22 protein-coding genes are annotated in these 22486 nt (G+C 66.7%); 18 read left to right on the forward strand and 4 right to left on the reverse strand.

All coding sequences use genetic code 11. The features are described 5' to 3' along the window. The first annotated feature begins 11 nt into the window (after positions 1-11). Both A37U_RS0121050 and A37U_RS44500 read left to right on the forward strand, forming a co-directional pair. On the forward strand, positions 12-209 hold the full coding sequence (locus A37U_RS0121050; protein ID WP_020498656.1) for a hypothetical protein: 198 nt from the start codon (positions 12-14) through the stop codon (positions 207-209). Further along, entirely contained in the window at positions 178-768 is a 591-nt protein-coding gene (locus tag A37U_RS44500) for an RNA polymerase sigma factor (RefSeq protein WP_020498657.1), read from the forward strand. The genes A37U_RS0121050 and A37U_RS44500 overlap by 32 nt, the downstream gene beginning before the upstream one ends. A gap of 7 nt (positions 769-775) precedes the next feature. On the opposite strand, the gene fdxA is transcribed toward A37U_RS44500, so the two are convergent. Next, on the reverse strand, positions 776-1093 hold the full coding sequence (fdxA, locus tag A37U_RS0121060; protein WP_020498658.1) for a ferredoxin: 318 nt from the start codon (positions 1091-1093) through the stop codon (positions 776-778). Between the two features lie 209 nt (positions 1094-1302). On the opposite strand from fdxA, the gene A37U_RS0121065 reads away from it, so the two are divergent. Together A37U_RS0121065 and A37U_RS0121070 are read left to right on the forward strand one after the other, a co-directional pair. Then, a complete protein-coding gene (locus A37U_RS0121065; protein ID WP_020498659.1) occupies positions 1303-2298 on the forward strand; it encodes an MBL fold metallo-hydrolase in 996 nt (331 codons plus the stop codon). A 26-nt stretch (positions 2299-2324) separates the two neighbouring features. Then, positions 2325-3764 carry an aldehyde dehydrogenase gene (locus A37U_RS0121070; RefSeq protein ID WP_020498660.1) on the forward strand — a complete coding sequence of 480 codons (1440 nt, stop codon included), beginning with the start codon at positions 2325-2327 and terminating at the stop codon, positions 3762-3764. 15 nt (positions 3765-3779) lie between these two features. On the opposite strand, the gene A37U_RS0121075 is transcribed toward A37U_RS0121070, so the two are convergent. Both A37U_RS0121075 and A37U_RS44505 read right to left on the reverse strand, forming a co-directional pair. Then, the gene (locus tag A37U_RS0121075) at positions 3780-4895 is read right to left on the reverse strand and encodes an NAD(P)-dependent alcohol dehydrogenase (RefSeq protein WP_020498661.1); all 1116 of its coding nucleotides are present in this window, start codon (positions 4893-4895) and stop codon (positions 3780-3782) included. After that, positions 4892-5758, reverse strand: a complete 867-nt coding sequence (locus A37U_RS44505; RefSeq protein WP_020498662.1) for an IclR family transcriptional regulator — start codon at positions 5756-5758, stop codon at positions 4892-4894. Before A37U_RS44505 ends, A37U_RS0121075 begins: the two co-directional genes overlap by 4 nt. A gap of 301 nt (positions 5759-6059) precedes the next feature. On the opposite strand from A37U_RS44505, the gene A37U_RS44510 reads away from it, so the two are divergent. The 5 genes from A37U_RS44510 to A37U_RS0121110 all read left to right on the forward strand — a co-directional run bounded on the left by A37U_RS44510 (position 6060) and on the right by A37U_RS0121110 (position 12071). After that, the gene (locus A37U_RS44510; protein ID WP_169526916.1) at positions 6060-7646 is read left to right on the forward strand and encodes an AMP-binding protein; all 1587 of its coding nucleotides are present in this window, start codon (positions 6060-6062) and stop codon (positions 7644-7646) included. A gap of 217 nt (positions 7647-7863) precedes the next feature. Next, positions 7864-9075, forward strand: a complete 1212-nt coding sequence (locus A37U_RS0121095; RefSeq protein WP_020498666.1) for a cytochrome P450 — start codon at positions 7864-7866, stop codon at positions 9073-9075. A gap of 28 nt (positions 9076-9103) precedes the next feature. Further along, positions 9104-9523 (forward strand): SCP2 sterol-binding domain-containing protein, encoded by a 420-nt coding sequence (locus tag A37U_RS0121100; protein ID WP_020498667.1) that lies wholly within the window; start codon positions 9104-9106, stop codon positions 9521-9523. Between the two features lie 5 nt (positions 9524-9528). Next, on the forward strand, positions 9529-10629 hold the full coding sequence (locus A37U_RS0121105) for a zinc-binding dehydrogenase (RefSeq protein ID WP_020498668.1): 1101 nt from the start codon (positions 9529-9531) through the stop codon (positions 10627-10629). After that, positions 10629-12071, forward strand: a complete 1443-nt coding sequence (locus A37U_RS0121110; protein WP_020498669.1) for an aldehyde dehydrogenase family protein — start codon at positions 10629-10631, stop codon at positions 12069-12071. Before A37U_RS0121105 ends, A37U_RS0121110 begins: the two co-directional genes overlap by 1 nt. A 27-nt stretch (positions 12072-12098) precedes the next feature. Here A37U_RS0121110 and A37U_RS0121115 read toward each other — a convergent pair whose 3' ends face one another. Continuing rightward, entirely contained in the window at positions 12099-12818 is a 720-nt protein-coding gene (locus tag A37U_RS0121115) for a FadR/GntR family transcriptional regulator (protein WP_020498670.1), read from the reverse strand. A gap of 207 nt (positions 12819-13025) precedes the next feature. Here A37U_RS0121115 and A37U_RS44515 point away from each other — a divergent pair, with 207 nt between their 5' ends. The 9 genes from A37U_RS44515 to A37U_RS0121160 are packed head-to-tail and all read left to right on the forward strand — an operon-like array spanning position 13026 to position 22486. Further along, a complete protein-coding gene (locus A37U_RS44515; protein ID WP_157182940.1) occupies positions 13026-14114 on the forward strand; it encodes an amidohydrolase family protein in 1089 nt (362 codons plus the stop codon). Then, positions 14087-15163: a DODA-type extradiol aromatic ring-opening family dioxygenase gene (locus A37U_RS0121125; RefSeq protein WP_020498672.1), complete on the forward strand. Its 1077-nt coding sequence runs from the start codon at positions 14087-14089 to the stop codon at positions 15161-15163. The genes A37U_RS44515 and A37U_RS0121125 overlap by 28 nt, the downstream gene beginning before the upstream one ends. Continuing rightward, a complete protein-coding gene (locus A37U_RS0121130; protein ID WP_020498673.1) occupies positions 15160-16020 on the forward strand; it encodes an alpha/beta fold hydrolase in 861 nt (286 codons plus the stop codon). Before A37U_RS0121125 ends, A37U_RS0121130 begins: the two co-directional genes overlap by 4 nt. Next, positions 16017-17297: an aromatic ring-hydroxylating oxygenase subunit alpha gene (locus A37U_RS0121135; protein WP_020498674.1), complete on the forward strand. Its 1281-nt coding sequence runs from the start codon at positions 16017-16019 to the stop codon at positions 17295-17297. The genes A37U_RS0121130 and A37U_RS0121135 overlap by 4 nt, the downstream gene beginning before the upstream one ends. Beyond that, positions 17294-17809, forward strand: coding sequence for an aromatic-ring-hydroxylating dioxygenase subunit beta (locus A37U_RS0121140; RefSeq protein ID WP_205622979.1), 516 nt, complete (start codon positions 17294-17296; stop codon positions 17807-17809). The genes A37U_RS0121135 and A37U_RS0121140 overlap by 4 nt, the downstream gene beginning before the upstream one ends. Beyond that, a complete protein-coding gene (locus tag A37U_RS0121145; RefSeq protein ID WP_020498676.1) occupies positions 17806-18582 on the forward strand; it encodes an SDR family NAD(P)-dependent oxidoreductase in 777 nt (258 codons plus the stop codon). The genes A37U_RS0121140 and A37U_RS0121145 overlap by 4 nt, the downstream gene beginning before the upstream one ends. A 51-nt stretch (positions 18583-18633) precedes the next feature. Continuing rightward, positions 18634-19761, forward strand: a complete 1128-nt coding sequence (locus tag A37U_RS0121150) for an acyl-CoA dehydrogenase family protein (RefSeq protein ID WP_020498677.1) — start codon at positions 18634-18636, stop codon at positions 19759-19761. A gap of 26 nt (positions 19762-19787) precedes the next feature. Further along, positions 19788-20990, forward strand: a complete 1203-nt coding sequence (locus A37U_RS0121155; protein ID WP_020498678.1) for an acyl-CoA dehydrogenase family protein — start codon at positions 19788-19790, stop codon at positions 20988-20990. Then, on the forward strand, positions 20987-22486 hold the full coding sequence (locus A37U_RS0121160; RefSeq protein WP_020498679.1) for a GMC family oxidoreductase: 1500 nt from the start codon (positions 20987-20989) through the stop codon (positions 22484-22486). Before A37U_RS0121155 ends, A37U_RS0121160 begins: the two co-directional genes overlap by 4 nt.

Below are 22486 nucleotides of genomic sequence, written 5' to 3' on the forward strand. Positions count from 1 at the left end.
CGGAGCCGGGGATGACCGTACTGATCGGCGTCGTCGCTGTCGTGCTGTTGTGCGGGCAGCCTGCCTACCCACCGGAGAAGGTGCTGGTGTTCGCGCTGGTGCTCGCGATCCCCGGCATCGGGGTCGATTTGCTGATGCTGTTCGGTCCGCCGGGCAAGAAGAACGAAGGGGACGACGATGACGACGACCGGCGCTCCGCAGGCCGATAGCTGGGAACTGGTAGGACAGGCGCAGCAGGGCAGCCAGGAGGCGCTCGCCGGGCTCTATCGTGAGTTCGCCCCGATGGTGTACCGGTTCGTGCGTTCGAAGATCAGTGACGACGCCGGGGCGGTGGAGGACATCGTGCAGGACACCTTCGTGCGGGCACTCGGCGCGATCGGGCGGGTGCAGCGCCAGGGCGTCGACCCCGGGGCCTGGTTGAGGGTGATCGCCCGCAACATCATACTCGATCGCTGGAAGTCCGCCAGAACGCGCCGAGAACTGACCGTTTCGGACGTACCCGACCGGCCCGAGGCGCAGGCAAGCGCGGAAAGCGAGTTCCTCGCCACGATGCTACGCCGGGAAATCCTGTCCGCGGTCCGGCGGCTGGCTCCCGATCACCGCCGCTGCCTGGAGTTGCGGTTCGTGGAAGGGCGGACGGTCGCCGAGACCGCCAGCTCGATGCGCCGGACGGTGGGCGCGACAAAGGCACTGCAGATGCGGGCGGTCCGCAAGCTCGCCGAAATCGTGTTCACCGCCGCGGCAGGCGAACACCTGCTACGGCGGTGAGACCGGCTCAGTCGTCGCGGGGCAGCGCGGCCACCATAGGGGTGTCGGTGCCGATCCTGCCGACACTCTCGCTTCCGCCCGGGGAACCGAGATCGGCGCAGAAGTCCGTGGCGGACTGAGTGAATGCCGACCACTTCTCCGGAACGTCCTCCTCGTAGAAGATCGCCTCTTGCGGACAGGCCGACTCACAGGCGCCACAGTCGATGCACTCGTCAGGATGGATGTACATCATCCGCTCGCCCTCGTATATGCAGTCGACCGGGCACTCCTGGATGCAGGACCTGTCGAGGATGTCGACACACGGCATCGCGACGACATAGGTCATGGTTGTTCTCCCTCCGGGCCACCGCGCCTCGGCGCGGTTGCTTCGGTCTCAGCGATCATCGTCATGTTGCCCTGCATCGGGGGGATCGCGTGGGTTCGGTGCCGTTGAGCGGAATCGGACCCACCGTTCGGCCGCCGGCTGTGGTCGACTCTCGAGCAACCGAGGAGGTGATATGTGTGCGGGACTGGTCGCGTCCTGGTGCGTACCCAGTGTCTCCGGGGATCCACCGGATCCCGCTGCCCGTCCCGGATCCCGGTCTGCACGCGGTGAACGTCTACGCCATCGAGGACGACGCGGGGATCACGCTGATCGATGGCGGCTGGGCGGGGCAAGAAAGCGAGGAGGCGCTGGATCTCGCGCTGCGGAAGCTGGGCAGGAAGCTCGATGACGTCCGGCGGGTCCTGGTGACCCACGCGCACCACGACCACTACACGCTCGCCTTGTCGCTGCGCGAGCGATTCGGCGCCCGGGTGTTGCTCGGTGAGCACGAACGCCCCACCGTGCTGGCTGGTTTCCGGTCCGGGCCGCTCGCCCAGGAAGGTCTGCTTCGCCGCTGCGGGGCGTCCGGCATGGTCGTGGAATTCGCCAGGGCGCTACGGGATCAAGAACTTCCGGCCGAGCTGGTGCGCTGGGCCGAGCCGGACGAGTGGCTCAGCGATGGCGAGCGCATCCGGGTGGGCGAGTACATGCTCGACGTGCTGGAGACTCCGGGGCACACTCGCGGACACCTGGTTTTCCAGATCGCCGAGGCCGGTCTGCTCTTCTCTGGTGACCACGTACTGCCGCGCATCACTCCCTCCATCGGTTTCGAACGGGCGCCCGAGCCGCTGCCGGTCAGCAGTTTTCTCGATTCGCTGCGCAGGATTCGCACGCTTCCCAACCTCACCATGCTGCCCGCACATGGGCCGGTCGACACGGGTGTTCACCGCAGAGTCGACGAGTTGCTAGTCCACCACGGGGACCGGCTTGCCGCGGTACGAGGGCTTGTCGGCGCGGGCGAGGAGACCGCTCTCGCGGTGGCCGGGGCGTTGCGCTGGACCCGGCGCGATCTGCCCTTGGACGAACTTGACCTGGTGCACCGTGGCCTCGCCGTGCTGGAGACGGGTGCACACCTGGACCTGCTCGTCGGCGACGGCATGCTCACGGGTTCCACGGACTCCGGCGGCACCTTCCGGTACTGGCCCTCCTCGGCCGCGCAACGCTGATCTGTCCGTCAAACCGAGAGGAAGTCATGGAAGAACACGGCGTGCTGTTCATCGACGGAAACTGGCGCTCGCCTGCCGGGAGCACACAGATCCAGGTGACCTCACCCGTCACCGAAAAAGTGATCGGCGCGGTCCCGCAGGCCTGCCATGCCGACGTGGACGCCGCGGTGAACGCCGCGCGAGCGGCGTTCGAGGACCCTGCCGGTTGGTCCGCCCTGCCCGCGGTGCAGCGGGCAAGAGCGCTGGAGCGACTCGCGGACGAATTGGGAAAACGGACCACGGATACGGTACGTGCGGTCAGCACGCAGAACGGCATGCCGGTCACCTTGGGCAAGCGTAGCGAGGCGATCATGCCCGCGGCGTTGCTGCGATACTACGCCGAACTGATCAGGGACCATCCCATGGAGCAGGAACGTACGTCGCTGACCGGGGGTAGCACTTTCGTCCGTCAGGAACCGATCGGCGTCGTTGCCGCGATCGTGCCGTGGAACTATCCGCAGACGCTCGCCTTTTTCAAGTTGGCTCCCGCGCTGGCAGCCGGGTGTCCTGTCGTGCTCAAACCTGCCCCGGAAACGGTTTTCGACGCCTATGTCCTCGCCGAGGCCGCGATAGCGGCCGGATTGCCGCCCGGCACGCTCGCCATCCTCCCCGGGGGCCGCGAGACCGGCGCGGCCCTGGTCGCGCATCCCGGTGTGGACAAGGTCGCCTTCACCGGATCCACCACGGCGGGACGGGCAATCGCCGAGGAATGCGGCCGCCTGCTGCGCCCGGTAAGTCTGGAGCTGGGCGGGAAATCCGCCGCCGTTGTGCTCGATGATGCCGATCTGCGGACGCAGACGGCCCGGCTGTTCGGCGCATGCCTGGCCAACAACGGCCAGACCTGTTATCTCAGCACTCGGATCCTGGCGCCGCGCGCTCGCTATACGGAAGTCGTCGACACACTGGCGGATCTCGCTCGTTCGCTTGTCGTCGGAGATCCACTGGATCCGGCGACGCAGATCGGCCCGCTGGTCACCCGTGCCCAGCGAGAGCGGATCGAGGCCGAGATCGGTTCCGCGATCGAGAACGGTGCCCGGCTGGTAGCCGGCGGGAGCCGTCCACCTGGCTTCGACCGCGGCTGGTTTCTCGAGCCCACGGTCTTCGCGGATGTGGACAATTCCTCGGCCCTGGCCCGCCGCGAACTGTTCGGGCCCGTTCTCGCGGTGACACCCTATTCCGATACGGACGAGGCGATTCGCATCGCCAACGATTCACCGTACGGGCTGGGCGGGACGGTCTGGTCAGCGGATGTGGATCGCGCCAAAGACATCGCGGCACGTATGCACACCGGCAGCGTCGGTATCAATGGCTACCAGATCGATCTCGCCTCTCCGTTCGGCGGAGTCAAAGACAGCGGACTCGGGCGCGAATTGGGGCCCGAGGGGCTGGCGAGCTACCAGTCGGCGAAGTCTGTCTACCTGGGCTGACCGCACCGGCGCCGTTCAGCGGGCGGTTTCCGGGACCAGCACCGGTTTGATCACCGCTCCGCGGACGGTGTCCCGCTCCGCGCGATCGACTTCGTCGAGCGGATAAGTGGTGACGATACGGTCGAAGGGGAAGAGTCCTTCGTTCCAGTACCGAATCAGCCGTGGGATCCAGACCTGGGGATCGGCATCGCCGAACAACATGCCACGCACCGTTCTGCCGCTGGCGAGCGCGGTCCTGTCGAGCTGTAGCGGACCCTTCGGCGCGCCGAGCAGACCGGCGACCCCGGTCGCGGTGAGTACTTCGATGCCGGAAGAGACGACAGCGGGCAGCCCCGTAGTGTCCACGAGGTAGTCGAACCCGCGCGGAACCGCTCCGCGCAGTCGCGCGCCGAGCTCACCGGGTTCGCCCGACCGCAGCAGGTGGTTCGCTCCGAACTCCGCCGCCAGGTCGAGCCGGGCATCGTGCTGGTCCACCGCGGTGACCTCCGTGGCCCCGGCCAGCCGCGCCGCGGCCACCGCAGCGAGTCCGACCGAACCGGTGCCCAGCACCGCAAGGCGAGCTCCCGGCGGGACCGCGAGCCCGCACAGCACCGCCGCCGCTCCGGTGAGGATCCCGCAGCCGAGCGGGGCCAGCTTTTCAAGCGGGAGCGTGTGCCGGACCGGTACCACGGAGGCGACGTCGATGACGGCGTGGGTCGCGAGCGAGGACTGGCCGAACCAGCGACTGGAAACCGGTTTGCCCGCGGAGTCGACGGCAAGCTCAGCTCCTTCCGGGGCCCCGGTGAAATTCAGCGTCCAGAAGTGTTCGCAGTAGGGCGGCCTGCCCGTCTGGCAATGCCCACAGCGGCCACACGAGGCGAACGAGGCGATCACCGCATCGCCCGGCTTTACCCGCTCCACCCGCTCGCCGACGGCCTCGACGATGCCCGCGCTTTCGTGCCCGAGGATTACCGGTGGCCTCCCCCACGGACCGCCCGAGCGGGGAAGCAGATCGGTGTGGCACAGCCCGGTTCCGGCCACGCGGATCAGCACCTGCTCGGGGCCGGGGGCAGGCAGGCGCAGCCGCTCGATCCGCAACGGTGCATCGGCAGCGCGCAGCACCGCCGCCCGGATCGGGATCGTCGCGCTCATCGTTTTTGTTGTTCCCGGGCGGGGGAAGGATAAGGCGCGACGATCGCGGCTCGGTCCAGCTGCCCGCTGATCCGTCTCGCGGCCTCGCGAACCAACACGGCGCGCCGGCTGGTCTGGCTTCCGCCGCCGATGCTGCTCACCGAGACCGCCGCGATTGCCCTGCCCCGAACCACGATCGGAGCGGCGACGCAGAACAGGCCGTTACGGAACTCCTCGTGGTCGACGGCGAGCCCGGTACGGCGCACCTCGGCGAGCTGCTCGACCAGTTGATTTTTGCTGCGTGCCGACCTCGCGGTCAGCGGCGCCATCGGTCGGCGCAGTACCGCGTCGATCGATTCGGTGTCCGAGAAAGCAAGCTGCGCTTTGCCTAGGGCGGTGCAGGTCGCGGGAGCGGTGTGGCCGACGCGGGTCGGGATCCCGCTGCCACCTGGCGCAGTGATCTTCTCGAGATACAGTACCTCGGCGTTGGAGAGCACAGCGAGATGCACCGTCGTTCGCACCTCACCGTAGAGGCGTTCCAACGGCCCGAGGCTGGCATTGCGCAAGTTCTTGTGGCCGGAAACGCCCGCCTGCCTGCCGAGTTCGGCAATCCGATCCCCCAGGCAGTACAACGAATCCCGGCGGCCGACGAAACCAAGGTCTTCCATCATCCCGAGAATCCGGCAGGCCGTGCTCTTCGGTAGTCCAGCGCGAGTCGCCAAGGCGGCCAAGGGTTCGGCCGAACGGCCCGATCCGAGGGCGTCCAGCAGGGCGAGCGCTTTTCCGACGGCGGTCGAGGAAGCAGTGGTGGCGGACACTTTCACCTGTTTCGTCTCCTGAAGAGGCGGTGTTTGGTGCTGTTTCGTGTCGCCCAGCGGATCCATGGCTTGCATCGTTCCTCCTACGGGCGCCATCGCTCAGTGCTGTGTCCGCCAACGGTAGCTATCCTTCATGAACAATTCAACCTGATTGCCGATACGTGTCGACATGATGTCCACATTCGGTCTGGAAGACGGCAATCCTGGTTCTCATCGACACGATCCATCATGATGAATAGCTGTGTCTCGTCTGTGTCGGCCGTGCACGGCGAGCGTTTTCGCTCCGTGGAACGGTCGATTGTGTCTGCCGATGTCTTCGTCCAGACTCGGCTGTCCCTTACTGCCGTGTTCGTGGAGGTCGATAGTGGTGACGCCAGCACGTGACGATGTTGTCACGCCGTATGTGTTGCGGCGCAACGCCGCGGAATATCCGGACGCCACCGCGGCCAAGTTCGAGGACGACACGGTGTGGACCTACGCCGAGCTGTTGAGCGTGGCCCGGCGCAGTGCGAGCACTCTGCACGACAACGGCGTTCGCCAGGGCGACCTCGTCGCGGTGCTCCTGCCCAACGGCCCCGATTTCCTCGCCGCCTGGCTGGGCACGATATTGCTCGGCGCGGCGATCGTGCCGGTGAACCTGGCTTTCAAGGGCGTCATGCTGGATCATCTGGTGCGCACCACCCGGCCGGCGCTCATCGTCACCGACGAAGAGCGCTCCGGGGTATTGGCCGGTATCCCGACCGCCCGCATTGAAGCGCGGCTGCTGTCCACGGGCAGGGACGAAGAACCCGTGCCGGAGCGTGACATCGAGTTCTGGGACACCCACCACGTGATGCTCACCGGAGGGACCACCGGCCCGTCGAAAGCGGCCCGCTGCTCGCATCTGCATTTCCACAATCTCGGCCTGTACGGAACCGTGGACCGGGGTCTCGGCCCCGACGACGTCTTCCTGATCGACCTTCCGCTGTTCCACACCGCCGCGCTGGGCATGGTCGGCGGATGTCTGCTCACCAGAACGCCGATCGCCGTACGGGCGCGGCCCGAGCTGCGCGACTACTGGGCCACGATGAAGGAGACGGGGGCGACGATCGCCGTGATCCTCAGTTCGATGGTCGGGTTCCTGCTGTCCCACGAGCCGTCGGACGCCGATCGCGATCACCGGCTGCGCTTTCTCATCTCGATTCCCATTCCGGCCGATGCGCAGGAGTTCATGCGGCGGTTCGGGATTCCGGAGCTGATCGGCGCCTACGGAGGAACCGAACTGTCCACCGCGATGTCCACACCGACCGGGGAACCGGTCAAACCCCAGGCATGCGGCCGTTTCCATTCCGGCTATCACGCGCGGATCGTCGACGAGAACGATATCCCCGTCCCACAGGGCACCGCGGGTGAGCTCATCGTTCGTCACGATGTTCCCTGGGCGATCAGTACCGAATATGTCGGCGACCCGGAAGGCACCGCCCGTGCCTGGCGCAATGGCTGGTTCCACACCGGAGACTTGTTCCGGCAGAACGAAAACGATGAATACTATTTCGTCGACCGGGCCAAAGACGCGGTGCGCCGCCGTGGTGAGAACGTCTCCTGTTTCGAGGTCGAGCGCGCGGTACTCGACTACCCCGGGATCATCGAGGCCGCCTGTGTAGCGGTTCCCTCGCCGGTGGGTGTCGACGATGAGATCAAGATCTGGATCGTCCGTGATCCGGATACCCGCCTCGACTTCGAGCAGGTGCTGCGGCGCCTTGTCGAGGTGCTGCCGCATTTCATGGTGCCCCGCTACTACGAGATCACCGAAGCGCTGCCGAAAAATCCCTCGATGAAGGTGCAGAAGTTCCTCCTGCGCGAACGCGGAAATTCAGGAGAGACCTGGGATGCCGAACTCGACGGGGGGATTCGGGTCACTTCGCGTGGACTGCACCTCGTCGGTACGGAGCCGGTTTCCAAAGGCGCGCAGTGAACACTGGTCCCGGTGATCTGGCTCGCATCCGATTTCGGCAGATGGAACCGATCTCCCGGCAGGTGCCGGGATCTGCCAGGCTCGGCGCATCGGCACAGGCCGCCGCCGTCGCGCCGACAGTCATCACCGGCGGTCCGGCTATCCCGCGGCTTCCGGTCGCCGAGACCACCGTGGGACGGCAGAGCGCGGCAAGCGCTGAGACATCGACAGAGCTCTGATGGGAGAACGTATGCAGGCCGAGCAGAATCCCGGCGAGACAGTCGACATCGACTTCGATCACACCGACCAGGAGTTCATGCAGCAGCCCTACGAGCTGTTCCAGACCATGGTGGAGAAATGTCCTGTCGCCAGGTCGAGCAGATTCGACGGATTCTGGGTGCTGAGCAGGTACGAGGATGTCGTCGCCGCCGCGCGAGACCCGCGGACATTCTCCAGCGCAGGGGGCGTGACGATCCCGAACTTCGGCTCACCGGTCCCGATGGTTCCGATCGAGGCCGATCCACCACTGCACTCGGTGTTCCGCAAGATACTGCAGCGCGAGTTCACCCGCCCGCGGATGGCGGCCTTCGAGGAGGCCATCGCCAACCTCGCCGACGAGCTGATCGACGGGTTCGTCGCGGAGGGCACCGCTGATCTGGCCACCGAGCTGTGTTCCCCGCTGCCTTCGATCGTCATCGCCCAGCTGCTCGGTTTCCCGCGTGAAGGCTGGGGAATGTTCCGCGAGTACAGCGAGCGCATGCTGGAGACCGCCAAGTCCGGCGATCTGGAATCGAACATCGAGGCGGCTCTGGAATTCTGCACCTACCTTGCCGAAGCGCTCGACGATCGCCGTCGCAGCCCCCAGGACGACATGCTGACCCGAGTGACGCAGGCCGAGATCGACGGTCGTCCGATCACCGAGGACGAGGCACTCGGGCTGACCTTGCTCACCGTCGTTGCCGGACATGAGACCACCGTCGGCGGCATCAGCTCGCTGTTGCTCTATGTCGCCCGGGATTCCGGGCTACAGCAACGCTTGCGCGCCGATCCCGCGCTGATCCCGAAGGCGGTTGAGGAAGCACTGCGTATGGAGGCGCCGATCCAGGGCATCGCCAGGACGCTTACCGAGGACGTCTGTATGCGCGGCAGGGAGATGAAGGAGGGGGACAAGGTCTGGCTGTTGTTCGCGGCGGGCAACCGGGATCCCCGGCAGTTCGACACCCCCGAGGTCTTCGATGTGGACAGGACGGGGAACCGTCATCTCGGTTTCGGCGATGGGATCCACCGGTGTGTCGGTGCTCCGCTCGCGCAGCTGGAGATGCGGGTGGTGCTGGAGAAGATTCTCGGACGGTTGCCCGACTACTGCGTCGCCGACGAGTCGGCGGTGCAGTTCAACGGTGGGCAGAACCGCATGGTGGCCAGTCTTCCGGTGACCTGGAAGACCACGTGAGTTTCAGTTATCGAGAGAGGAGAAGCCGGTGCCTATTTTCGCGGACACCGACGAGGTGAACACCTACATCGGGAAGATGTTCGAGAGTGTGGTGGACAAGCCGGAGTTCGTCACGGCGACGGAGGGCTCCGGTCTGGTGGTCCGGCTCAACTACACCGACCCGGACACGGTGATGCTGGTGGATTTCCCCGGCCAGCAGGTCAGCTACGGCGAGGAGGCCGCTTCGGCCACGAACGCCACGGTGGACCTCTACATGAAATCCGATGACGCGCATTCCTTCTGGCTGGGGAAGCTCAATTTCCCGGTCGCGATGGCCAGGAAGAAGGTCACGATGGAGGGATCCACAGCCAAGGCACTGAAACTGCTGCCGTTGACCAAGCCGCTGTTCGCTGCCTACGAAGGCCTGCTGCGCGAAAGCGGCCGGAACGACCTGATCGAGAAGGGCTGACTGCGGTGCGGGCGGCTGTGCTACGGGATGTGGGCGAGGTGGCGATCGAGGAGATCGACCGCCCTGTGCCGAAGATGGGCGAGGTCCTTGTCAAGCTGGCGGTCACCGGGGTGTGCCATACGGACAAGACGATGGCTGGGGGCGGTATCCCGGCCGCGTTGCCCCTGGTACTCGGGCACGAGGGTGCCGGAGTGGTCGCCGAGGTCGGCCCCGGTGTGGACTCGGTCCAGGTCGGAGACCACGTGGTGCTCAGTATCGTGGTCTCCTGCGGAACCTGTTATCAGTGTCAGCTCGGCAATCTGTCGATCTGTGAGGTCGGCTCGGCGATGTCGCCGGGCGGGCTGATGCTGGACGGAACCACCCGGCTCACCAAAGGGGACGAGGACCTGTACTCCCTGCTCGGTCAATCCTCGCTCGCCGAGTACGCGGTCGTCTCCGCGCGGTCGGCGGTACCGGTCCGCAAGGACGTCCCGCTCGCTGCCGCCTCACTGCTGGCCTGCGGCGCGGGAACCGGGTACGGAGCGGCGACACGCAGGGCGCAGGTCGCGATCGGGTCCAGCGTGGTGGTCGTCGGCTGCGGCGGTGTCGGGCTGGCGGCGATCATGGGCGCCAGAGTCCGAGGTGCCACCACCATCATCGCCGTGGACCCCAACCCGGTCTCCAGGGAACTCGCGGAGAAGGCCGGGGCCACGCACGCATTCGATCCAGGCAAGGATCGGGTACTCCGCGAGGTCAACGCGATCACTGGCAGGGGCGCGGACTTCGGTTTCGACGCGGTCGGCGCGCAGGGGACCGTGGAACTGGCGTTCCAGTGTGTACGCCCCGGCGGCGATGTGGTGGCGATCGGGATCGACGACGCCACCAACGAAGTCGAGCTCGATCTCTACAGCCTGCTGATGCAGAAGCGGGTGACGGGTACCTTCGCCGGCTCGCTGATCCCACAGATCGACATTCCGGCCGCACTGGACCTCTATGCCGACGGCAAGCTTCCGCTCGATGTGCTGATCTCCGAGACCTACCCGCTCGACGAGGTACCTCGGCTGCTGAGTCCTGATCACCCGCTTCCTCCCGGTCGCGCGGTGATCTCGTTCGAAGGAGACCTCTGATGGACCAGATCTACGGCCGGTGCCTCATCGATGGCGAGCTGGTGGACGCTCCCCGGCGGGGCGAGGTGCACAATCCCGCGGACACCAGCGAAGTGGTCGGTACGTATCCGTTGCTGGCAAAGGAAGAAGTGGACCGCGCAGTGGCCTCGGCTCGCCATGCCCAGTGGGAATGGGCGCAGACGCCGGCCGCGGAGCGGGCAAAGCTGGTGCTCGACAGCGCGCACAAGGTGGCCGCGCTGGACGGGATAGACGAGATCCTCATCCGCGAGCAGGGCAAGGTCGGCTGGGAGGCCACCTTCGAACTCGGATACTACGAGGCGCTCGCGGACGCGTACGCGGGCATGGCCGGTGGGCTCGACGAGGGTGAATCGCTGTTGTCCGACGCGCTCGGGGATACAGTGTGCTACCGGCGCCCGGTCGGCGTCGTCGCCGCGGTGACCCCGTGGAACTACCCGCTCGGCCTGATGGCGATGAAGCTGGTTCCCGCGCTGATCGCCGGGTGCGCGGTGGTGGTGAAACCATCCCCGGTGACGCCGTTGTCCACATTGGAGTCGCTTGCCGCGCTTGTCGGTCACTTCCCGCGCGGTGTCGTCTCGGTGGTCACCGGTACCGACGAGGAGGTTTCCCGCCCACTGCTCGCTCACCCCGACGTCCGCAAGATCACGCTGACCGGGTCCACTCCGACCGGCCGGATCGCGGTCGCGGCCTCGGCACCCTCGCTGAAGAACGTCACCCTGGAACTCGGCGGCAACGACGCCGCGCTCGTTCTCGACGATATGCCGATCGACGACGATCTCTGCGGTGCGTTGGCCACCGGCGCCTTCACCACCACCGGGCAGGTGTGCGTGGCGATCAAGCGCGTCTATATCCGCAGCGACCGGGTCGACGAGCTGGCGGAGGGACTGACGGCCGCACTGGCCGATTCCGTTGTGGGCAATGGTCTCGACCCTGCTTCCACCCTCGGGCCGCTCACCACGAGCAGGCAGCACCGGATCGTCACCGACCTGGTCGCCGACGCGGAGACGGCCGGAGCGCGGGTGCGGTACTGCGGCGATCGTGGCCCCGATACCCAGCGCGGCTATTTCCTGCGCCCGGCGATCGTCACCGGTGCTCCGGAGAACCACGATCTGGTCCAGCAGGAACAGTTCGGTCCAGCGCTGCCGGTGCAGCCATACGAGGATGTCGACCAGGCGATCGCGCTGATCAACGCGTCGGAGTACGGGCTGACCTCTTCGGTCTGGTCCACGGACCGCGAGCATGCCGCGCGGATCGCTCAGCGGATCGAGGCGGGCACGGTGCACGTGAACACACATGGCCTGTTCGCGATGGATCCGAGGGCCTGCTTCGGCGGAGTCAAGCAGAGCGGCCTCGGCCGGGAGATGGGAATCGAAGGACTGCACGCCTTCACCGAGGCACGCGTGGTCAACACCAGGGCCGTCTGAGCGTCGCCGTGTACCGGCCCTGGGCGCTCACTTGACGATATGCGGTGAGCGCCCAGGGTCGGCTGCGCGGACCATGTCCTGATCGTGCAAGGACATTACTTTCGTAAGCCGCTCGCGGTCGCGGTCGCGGATCGCGTTCACCAGGTTGGCGTGTACCTCGATGCTTTGCCGGTGCGGGCGTTTCCATCCGTGCGTCGCCTCCACCCTTACCAGGGTGGAACTGATGATCACGACGATCGACTCGTACAGGCTGACGAGCATGTCGATTCGCGATGCCCTGCCGATCGCCAGGTGCAGGCGCATGTTCGCGTTCAGGAACGCCTTGGGATCCGTGGCCTTGCGCATCTCCTCCAACGCCCATTCCAGGTCGGCGATATCGTCCGGGGTCGCCCTTAACAGCGCCACTTCGGAGAACAGATTCTCCAGGTACATCCGGGTCTCGAACAGCTTGATCGGATCGGTGCTCAGCCCCTGGAACCACAGATCCAGCGCACCGAGGCGGATCTGCGGGGGCTGGCTGGCCACGAAGATGCCGCCTTTCGGCCCCGGCCGCACGGTGACCATGCCACGGTCGCGCAGCAACTGGAGTGCTTCGTTCATCACTGAAGGGCTGACTCCGTGCTCTTCGATCAGATCGGTACGTCGACCCAGGAAGGTGCCGACAGCGGCCCGGGATCGATAGATTCCGTCCTCGACTTCGGCGGCGACTTTCTCCGCACGAGAGCGCACGGTCTTCTCGGCCGTCATGACGATGCGATCCTCATTGGGCCATCGTACGGCATTGAGTCGAATTGTTCCGACTTGATCGGTGACGAGACAAGACGGCTTTATCCGCCGCCGTAAGGTTGTGTGCCGGACGGCGTTGCATCAGATGGCACGGTCCATTGCAACCTTCATGAACAATTGGCTAGCTTTCCAGTGTTGGCAAAACCCTTGCAGGGGAAGGAAAGCACCTTGCCGAATCCAGCGGGTCTCGAGCGTGGGGGGTTGATCGACGTGCACACCCATGCGCTCGACCCGGAGCTTCCCGACCTCAATGGCCGTTACCCAGGCCGGTGGCCGAGGGTACGGCCGCTGGCCGAGGGGCGGGCGGCGGTTTTGATGGGCGAGCGGCCGTATCGCAACGTCGATCAACGCTGCTGGTCGGTAGCTCATCGGCTGCGCGATATGGACGCCGACGGGGTCGGTGTCCAGGTGCTCTCGCCGATGCCGGGAACACTGCTGCACGGTGCGGATCCGGAGGGCGCCGCCACGCTGTCCCGGGCGCAGAACGATTTCCTCGCGGGGCTGGTTTCCCATGCTCCTGACCGATTGCGCGCCCTCGGCGCGGTTCCGCTGCAGGACGTGGCGGCCGCGGCGGCCGAGCTGCGCCGCTGCGTCGGCGAGCTGGGGATGCTCGGCGTCGAGGTGGGCACCAGGGTCGGTGGACGCCTGCTCTCCGATCCGGTGCTCGATCCGTTCTTCTCTGTGGCCGCTGAACTGCAGGCGCTGGTCTTCGTGCACCCGGTCGACGGGGACGTCGAACCCGCGCTGGCGGCCATCGGGCTCGGATTCGGGGCGGGAATGCCCACCGAGACCGGGATCGCGGGTGCCGCGCTGCTGAGCCGGGAGGTCGACGAGCGCCGTCGGCCGGTGCGGTTGTGTCTCGCGCACGGCGGCGGTTCCCTGCCCGCGTTACTGCCCCGTCTGGACGCGGGGGAGCGGTTGCGCGATCGCGGCACGACGCGAGTGGCCGGCGATAGGGCCGGGGAGATTTTCTGCGACTCATTGACCTACGACACTCAGGCACTGGCCACAGTAGTGGACAAGTTCGGCCCCGATCACGTGCTGCTCGGCAGTGATTATCCGTTCCCCGCACGAGAACGGCCGGCCGGGCGCGCGGTGGACGCCGCCGCGGGTGGGCTGCCGGACCAGGTCCGCGCGGCCATCGGGCGGGACAACGCATGCACGCTCTTCCCCGAACTGCGCACCGCGGGCCCACCACCCGCCCTCGCACCGACCGAGAAAGGACCATCATGGCAGAGCTCCTCGGCCTCGGCCTGACGCACTACCCGTTGCTGGCCGTGCAGGACAAGTACATGTCCTCCCTGTTGCGCGCGACGCGGCGGGACCCGGACATCCCCGAGCGGGAGAAGGACCCGGCGAACTGGCCGGAACAGATGCGCGCCGAATGGTCGGACGACCGGGGACTCGCCGCCGCGGCCGGGCACCGGGCCGAACTGCTCGATGGACTGCGCCGCTGCCGTGCGGCCTTGGACGAGTTCCGGCCGGATGCGCTGATCGTCTTCGGTGATGACCAGTATGAGAACTTCCGTGAGGAGATCATTCCGCCGTTCTGCGTGCTCGCCCTCCCCGACGTGAAGGTGCAGCCCTATGCTCCGATGAACGAGATCGGCCTGCCGAACGCCTGGGGCCAGCCGGAGGACAGCAGTTTCGAGCTGCGTGGCGCCCCGGAGCTGGGCAAGTCGGTGGCGACCGGGCTGCTCGAAGCGGGTTTCGACATGTCCTACGCCTACCGCCAGCGGGAGGGGATCCACTTTCCGCACGCCATCGCGAACACCCAGCTCTACCTGGACTACGAGCACGCGGGTGCCACGTTCCCGTATCCCATGCTGCCGATCCTGGTGAACTGTTACGGGCGGCATGTGATCGCCCGTAAGGGCGGCATGGCCAAGTTCGCGGACATCGCCCGCGGTGAAGAGCTCGACCCGCCGGGGCCGTCCCCGGTGCGCTGTTTCGAGATGGGCAGGGCCCTCGCCCGTACTCTGCGCGAGAGCGAGCACAGGGTCGCCATCGTCGCTTCATCGAGCTGGTCGCACGCCTTCCTGAACGACAAGCAGTGGCACCTGATGCCGGACATGGATGCCGATCGCGCGCTGTATCGGGCCTTGGTGGACGGCGATCTGGACACCTGGCTGCGAGTCCGCGGCGACGATCTGGCCGCGGCGGGCCAGCAGGAAATGCTCAACTGGTTCTGCCTGCTCGGCGCGATGACCGAGATCGAGGCCCCGCTTTCCTGGTCGGCGCTGGTGGAGACCTACATCTTCAACTCCAACAAATGCTTCGCGATTTTCGGACAGGAGGGCGCGTGACCGCGACCGTCACTGAATTCACCACCCGGTTCGTCGATGCGGGCGGGGTGCGGACCCGCTATCTGGAAGCGGGTGAAGGCGAGCCGGTGGTGTTGCTGCACGGCTCCGGGCCCGGCGTCACCGCCGAGGCGAACTGGACCGCGACGATTCCCGGACTCGCCGGGCGATATCGTGTGATTGCCCCGGAAATGATCGGGTTCGGCGCGACCGAGCGGGAGCCGGAGCTGCGGTACCGGATCCGCACCTGGGTGAACCACGTGATCGCGTTCCTCGACGCGCTGGAGCTGCCAAGGGCGAACCTGGTCGGCAACTCGCTCGGTGGAATCGTGAGTATCTTCACTGCCCTGGAACACCGCGAGCGGGTGCGCAGGATGGTGTTGATGGGAGCACCCGGCGTCGGGATGACCATGACCGAAGGGCTGCGCGCGCTGCGGGCCTACGAACCCTCGCTGGACGGGATGCGGGACCTGCTCCGTCAGTATTTCGCCCATGATCCGGCATTGGTCACCGAGGATCTCGTTCTGCGCAGGTATCAGGCGAGCGCGGAGCCGGGTGAACAGGAGAACTATCGGGCGATTCACGCAGGCCAGTCCGCGCGTGACAATCCGATGCTCAGTCCGGACCTGGTGCGTACGCTCAGTACGCCCACCCTGCTGGTACACGGTCGCGACGACCGGGTGCTCTCCGCGGAGATCAGCTGGAAGATGGCCAATCTGCTGCCCAACGCCGATCTGCACCTGTTCCACGACTGCGGGCACTGGGCCCAGATCGAACACCGTGACGAGTTCAACCGACTGGTCGGAGACTTTTTCGCCGACTCGGATACGCAGGGCGCGAGGACCAAGGAGGAACCGTGAGTCTTCTCGACGATCATGTCGTCACCGGAACCGGCCTGGTGGACGAGGACACCGGTCGCGGGCGGTTCCGTGTGCACCGCTGCGCGATGACCGCTCCGGAGGTGCTGAACCGGGAGCTCGCCGAGATCTTCAACCGGTGCTGGCTCTATGTCGGGCACACCTCCGAGGTGACCGAGCCCGGCGACTACGTGCGCCGCTCGGTCGGCGGCCGTCCGGTCTTCATGGTGCGCGCCCGCAAGAGTGGGCAGGTGAAGGTCTTCCACAACACCTGCCCGCACCGGGGTGCCGTCGTGTGCCGCGCCGACACCGGCAACACCAAGATCTTCCAGTGCTTCTATCATGCCTGGACCTTCGACACCGAGGGAAGATTGACCGGGATGCCGGGAAGGGACGCGTACGAGGGCGGGGCGGACTTCGCCGAACTGTCCTTGCGTGAGGTGGCCAGGGTCGAGGAGTATCGCGGTTTCGTGTTCGCCTGCTATGACCCCGAAGCGGTCGATCTGGTGACCTATCTCGGGCAGGCGAGGGAATACCTCGACCTGGTCGTCGACGCGATGGGCGAACCGGAGATCGTGGCCGGCAGCAACCAGTACAGCATCAACGCCAACTGGAAGTTGCTGGTGGAGAACAGCATCGACGGCTACCACGGACCGTCGACACACGACACCTACATCAAGTACATCGTCTCGCAGGGCACCGACATCCGTAGCGGAGCCGGTGGCGGCAATGCCGGGTACGACCTCGGCAACGGGCACGGAGTGATCGAGTACGGCGCACCGTGGGGCCGCCCGATCGCCAAATGGGATCCGCTGTTCGGTGAGAACGCACGCCCTGGAATGGAGCAGACCGCGCAAGATCTGGCGCGGCGCTTCGGCGAGAGTCGCGGGCATGCGATGACCCACACCAACCGCAATCTGCTGATCTTCCCGAACCTGGTCATCAACGACATCATGGCGGTCACCGTCCGGACCCTGATGCCCACCGCCGCCGGCCACGTCGAGGTCAACGCGTGGCAGCTGGCTCCGCGCGACGAAGCCGAGGACGTCCGCGCCCAGCGCCTGGACAGCTTCCTGACGTTCCTCGGACCGGGCGGGTTCGCGACCCCGGACGACCTCGAGGCACTGGAGTCCTGTCAGCAGGGTTTCGCCAGCGGCGGTGTCGAGTGGAGTGACATTTCGCGTGGAATGGGCCGCGATCGGGCCAAACACGATGACGAGGAACAGATCCGGGCCTTCTGGCGACAGTGGCAGGCCGTTGTGGAAGGGAGCGCCCGATGAGCGTCATGACCGAGTCAGCCGCGGCCGGGCTGCACGCCGTCGGACGGGCCGAGGTGGAGGATTTGCTGTTTCACGAAGCCGAATTGCTCGACCGCTGGGACCTCGACGAGTGGCTGGATCTCTACACCGAGGATGCCTCCTATGTGGTGCCGGCCAACGACCTTCCCGGTGGCGAATCGGGCAGGGACATGGTGTTGATCGACGACAACCGGGTCCGCATGGTTGCCAGGGTGACCCGGCTGAAGAGCCGCAAGGCACACCGCGAATATCCGCACTCCAACACCAGCCATCAGGTGAGCAATGTGCGGCTCGCTCCGGTCGCCGATGGTGAACTGCCGGTGAAGGCGGAGTTCACCGTCTGGCGTTTCCGCAACGGCCGCGAGGACTGCTATGTCGGGCATTACCGGATGCGGCTGGTGCTGTCTTCCGGGCAGCTGCGCATCCGGTCCAAGCGGTGCGTGCTGGCGATGAGCACGCTGCGCTCGGCGGGCGACGTGGCGATCATCCTGTGAGTACGGAGACGACCGCCCCCCTGCGCGGACGCACCGCGATCGTGACCGGTGGAGCCACCGGTATCGGAGCGGCGATCACGCGGCGGCTGCTCGACGATGGCGCGCGGGTGCTCGTGGCCGCGCGCTCCCAGAGTGAGCTCGAGGGCGGTCCCGGCGAGGCCGATCGGTGCCGTGGATTCGCCGGTGACCTGGCCGATCCCGACGGGGCGCGGGCCATGCTCGCGTCGGCGATCGAGGCGTTCGGCGGGGTGGACATCCTGGTCAACAACGCGGGGGGCGGGGTGATCCGGCCGACGCTTGAACACACCGAGAAATCCTTGCAGGCGACGGTGAACAACAACTTGTGGACCACGATCCGCTGCTGCCTTGCCGTGTTGCCGCATCTGTGCGAGCGCGGCGGTGGGCGGATCGTCAACATCGGCGCCGAATCGGTGCGCAATGGTCTGCGCGACCACGCCATCTACAACGCTGCCAAAGGCGGGGTGCACGGGCTGACCACCGGACTGGCGAGGGAATTCGCCCCACAGGGCGTCACCGTCAACGTGGTCGCCCCCAGCTATGTGGTGACACCCTCGGTAGAGCAGGCACAGCGGTCCGGTCAGATACCCGCCGCCCTGGCCAGGGTGCTCGACGAGGCGGTGGCGCTGATCCCGATGGGAAGGCCGGGCGAGGTCGCCGAGGTCGCCGCGGCCGTCGCCTTCCTCGCCAGGGAGGACGCCGGGTTCGTCACGGGACAGGTCATCGGCGTCAACGGCGGAAGCAGCATGGGCTGAATCTGGCAGAGCCCTTACGGCACAACGAAACGATCGCAGGAGAGAGGACATATGGTTAGCCTGGCAGTCGAGGAAGGAACCGATCAGCTGCTCGCGGTCGTGCGGGATTTCGCCGCGGAGCGGATCCGTGGACGCGCGGCGGAGGCCGAGCGTGCCGCGGCCACTCCGGCCGAACTGTTCGGTGAACTGCATCGGATGGGGGTCGCCCCCGCCGTGGCTCAGGAGTACGGCGGACAGGGGATTCCGGAGGCGGCCGAGAGCCTGCTGCTAGCCGAGCGGCTCGGCTACGGTGATCCTGGCGCCGCGCTCGAACTGCTGATGTCCCATCAGCTCGGCGCGCTGGTCTCCAGCGCGGGCACCGCACCGCAACGGGAACGGTATCTGCGTCGCATCGCGGAGGAACCGGGGCTGTGCGCCACGGTTCTCTACTACGAGGGATTCGGCCGAGGCCCTTCCGAGCTGACGAGCACGGCGGAAAAAGACGGCCAGGACTGGGTGCTCCGGGGAACCAAGAGCACGGTAGTGCGCGCCGCGGAAGCCGAACTCGGCGTGCTGATCGCCCGTACCGGCGATGGTGAACTGACCGGCTTCGTGTTGGAACGTGAACAACTCGCCGCCCTGCGGCTGGTGCGTGACGATGCGGCGCGCGGGAAACTCGGACTGCGCGCCGCCCGCACCGCCACCGTGGAGTTCTCCGGAATACGCGTGCCGGAACATCAGCGGCTGGCCGGTGAGCACCCGCTGGCACTGGACCGCGCGGTGGCCCGTTTTCGGTTATTGGTACCTGCCATTGCGCTGGGAACGGGAACCGCGGCACTGGATTACGCGCACCGCTACACCACGGAGCGGATCGCCTTCGGTAAACCCGTGTTCGCCAACCAGGGCGTCTCCTTCCCTCTCGCCGACTGCGCTACGGGCCTGGATGGCGCCCGGCTGGATCTGATCGCCCTCGTGGCAGAGCTCGACCGGCTCGACGATCCGGCGGAAATCGAATGGCGCACAACGCAGACCGTGCAGCGCATCACCCGTCGAGCCTTGGACACGACCAGGATCGGAGTGAACAGCCTCGGCGGGCATGGCTATCTGGAAGACCATCCGGTCGAGCGTTGGTACCGCGCGGCGAGCACCTTGTCCGCTATCGACTTCGACCCACTTGCCATCGACCTGGACATCGCCTGACCGGCGCGAGAAAACGGAGGACGAACATGGATCTCAGCCTGTCCCCGGAGACCACCAAACTGCTCGCCGAATTGCGGGAATGGTCGCTGAGCGAGCTGCGCCCGTTCGCGCGGGAAGCCGACAGGACCCACTCGGTGCCTGAGGGCGCGGTGCGGGCGCTGGCCACCTGTCCGGTGCAGACCAGCCCGTTCGGTGGCCGGGTGGAATATCCGAGGCGAACCGACCCCTCCTTCGTGGCCAGCGAGTCGGACGGCAGCTACGTGCTCTCCTATGCCGTCGCGGAGGAAATGGTGTACGGCGATGTGCTGGCCCTGGTGATCACCAAGGGCAACGGCATCGGCGGCAAGGTCGTGAACCTGATGGGCAATGACGAGCAGATCGAGCGGTGGGCTGGCGGTATGGACCGCGGCGAGTTCCACTACTCCGGGTTCGCCCTCACCGAGCCGCACTGTGGTTCGGACGCCGCCGCATTGCGCACCACCGCGGTTCGCGACGGGGATCACTACGTGATCAACGGCCACAAGCAGTTCTGTACCGGAGGTTCGATATCCGATTTCGTCGTCGTGTTCGCGACCGTGGATCCCGAGCAGGGCTCGCGTGGTATCCGCGGGTTCGTGGTGCCGAAGGACACTCCGGGATTCAACGTCGTCCGGGCCAACGAATCCAAGCTGGGCAGCCGGGTGTTCTCCACCAGTGAGCTCGGCCTGGAGAATCTCGTCGTCCCCGCGGAGAACATGCTCGGCTGGCCGAATCCGGATGCCGCTGGGTTCGTCAAGGCCATGGAGACGCTGAATTCCACCCGAGGTTCGGTCGCGAGCATGGCGACGGGGCTTGCGCAGGCCGCGGTGGACGAAGCGGCCTCTTACCTCGCGAAGAACCGGACCGCGTTCAGCGTCGCCAGGGCCGCGAGGTTCAACGACGAGCTGGACAGGATGAACACCGCCCTGACCACGAACCGGCACCTCGCCAGGAGGGTGGCCTGGCGGGTGGATCAAGGTCTTCCGCACGCCAGCCATGCTTCGATGGCCAAGGCGTATGCTCCACAGGTCGCCGAGCGGGTCGTCGCGCGGGTGCTGCAGCTGATGGGGCCGGACGGGTATTCCGAGGACTGCCTTGTCGAGAAGTGGCACCGTGATCTGAAGATCCAGGACATCTGGGAAGGTACCGGGAACATTCAGCGCATCGTCATTTCCCGGTCGTTGGGTAGCGGGGAGTACCAGCCGGCGTGAACGGATCGGAGAACGGCTCGGCTGATGTGGTCGTGGTGGGTGGCGGCACGAGTGGTTGCGTGCTCGCCGCCCGGCTCAGCGAGGATTCCGGCCGCTCGGTGCTGCTGCTGGAGGAAGGGCCGGAGGACGCCGACTACGACCCCACGGTGACCCGTCCGGAACAGGCGATGCGCGTCTCGCGTGAGCAGCGGTTCGCAGAGGGGCTTTCGCTGCGCGTCGGTGCGGGTTCGGTTCCGCTGGCCCGCGGCCGGGTCCTCGGCGGTACCTCGGCGATCAACTACCTGGCCACGGTGCGCGGCAGGCCCGCCGACTATGCGGACTGGGCCGCTCGGGGCAATCCGGGATGGTCGTGGACCGACGTGCTGCCCGCCTTCCGGAAGGCGGAGCACGACCTCGATTTCCCGGAAGCCCCGTGGCACGGGAACTCCGGGCCACTGACGGTCCAGCGCTGGACCGCGGACACCTTCGCCCCGGCACACACCGCCTTTCACGACGGGCTCGCCGAACTGGGTGTACCGCTGGTACCGGATTTGAACGATCCGGAGTCGGCGAGCGGGATCGGAGTCTTCCCGGCGAGCAGGACACCGGAGAGCGGGGACCGGCTGACCGTCAGCGGAGCCTATCTGACTCCCGCCGTACGCGCCCGCCCCAATCTGCGCATCCGCAGCGGGGTGCGGGTCGCCAGGCTGTGCCTGCGGGGCAGAAAGACGGTCGGCGTGCAGACCGAGGACGGACAGCGAATCCACGCGGGCGAAGTGATCGTGTGCTGCGGGGCGGTCGGCTCGCCGTGGCTACTGCAGCGCTCCGGTCTCGGTCCGCCACACCTGCTGAGCGAGGCAGGCATCGAGCCGGTGCGCGCGCTGCCCGGTGTCGGTGCCAACCTTCAGGATCATCTCGGCCCGGCGGTGGTGTACCGGACGCCGACCACGGTTCCGATGGCCGGAGGCCCCGCGCAGCCCGTGTGGATCACGGGCGTGGGAACCGAACCCGGCACGCACGTGTTCCCCGTGCCGCTGCCCGGGCAGGACGGGGCCTTCGCCGTCCTGGTGTTCTCACTGCGTCCGTGCGCGACCGGGCGGGTCTCGCTGCGCACCGATGACCCGCAGCGTCGTCCGATCATCGAGCTGCCCGCCCCCGGAACGGAAGAGGTGGCCGAGCAGCAGCACGCCTTCGATGTGCTGGATGCCTGGGAAAACGGTGCGGTGGCGCGGGAATTCGATATCATCAGGGTCGGTGGGGGTGCTTCGCTCGCCCGCCCGGGGGCGGCCGCCGCGGCCGCCGGATCCGGTCTGGCGAGCTATGCCCACCTGACCGGTTCGTGCGCGATGGGCCCGGATCCGGCCGAGGCCGTGGTCGATACGCAATGCCGGGTACACGGGCTCGCCGGTCTGCGAGTGGTCGACGCTTCGGTGATGCCGACGATCCCATCCGGCAACACCTATCTCAGCTGTGTGATGCTCGCCGAGCGGGTAGCCGAAATGATGCCCGCCGGATAG

The organism is Sciscionella marina DSM 45152 (genome assembly GCF_000379465.1).
GTDB lineage: Bacteria > Actinomycetota > Actinomycetes > Mycobacteriales > Pseudonocardiaceae > Sciscionella > Sciscionella marina.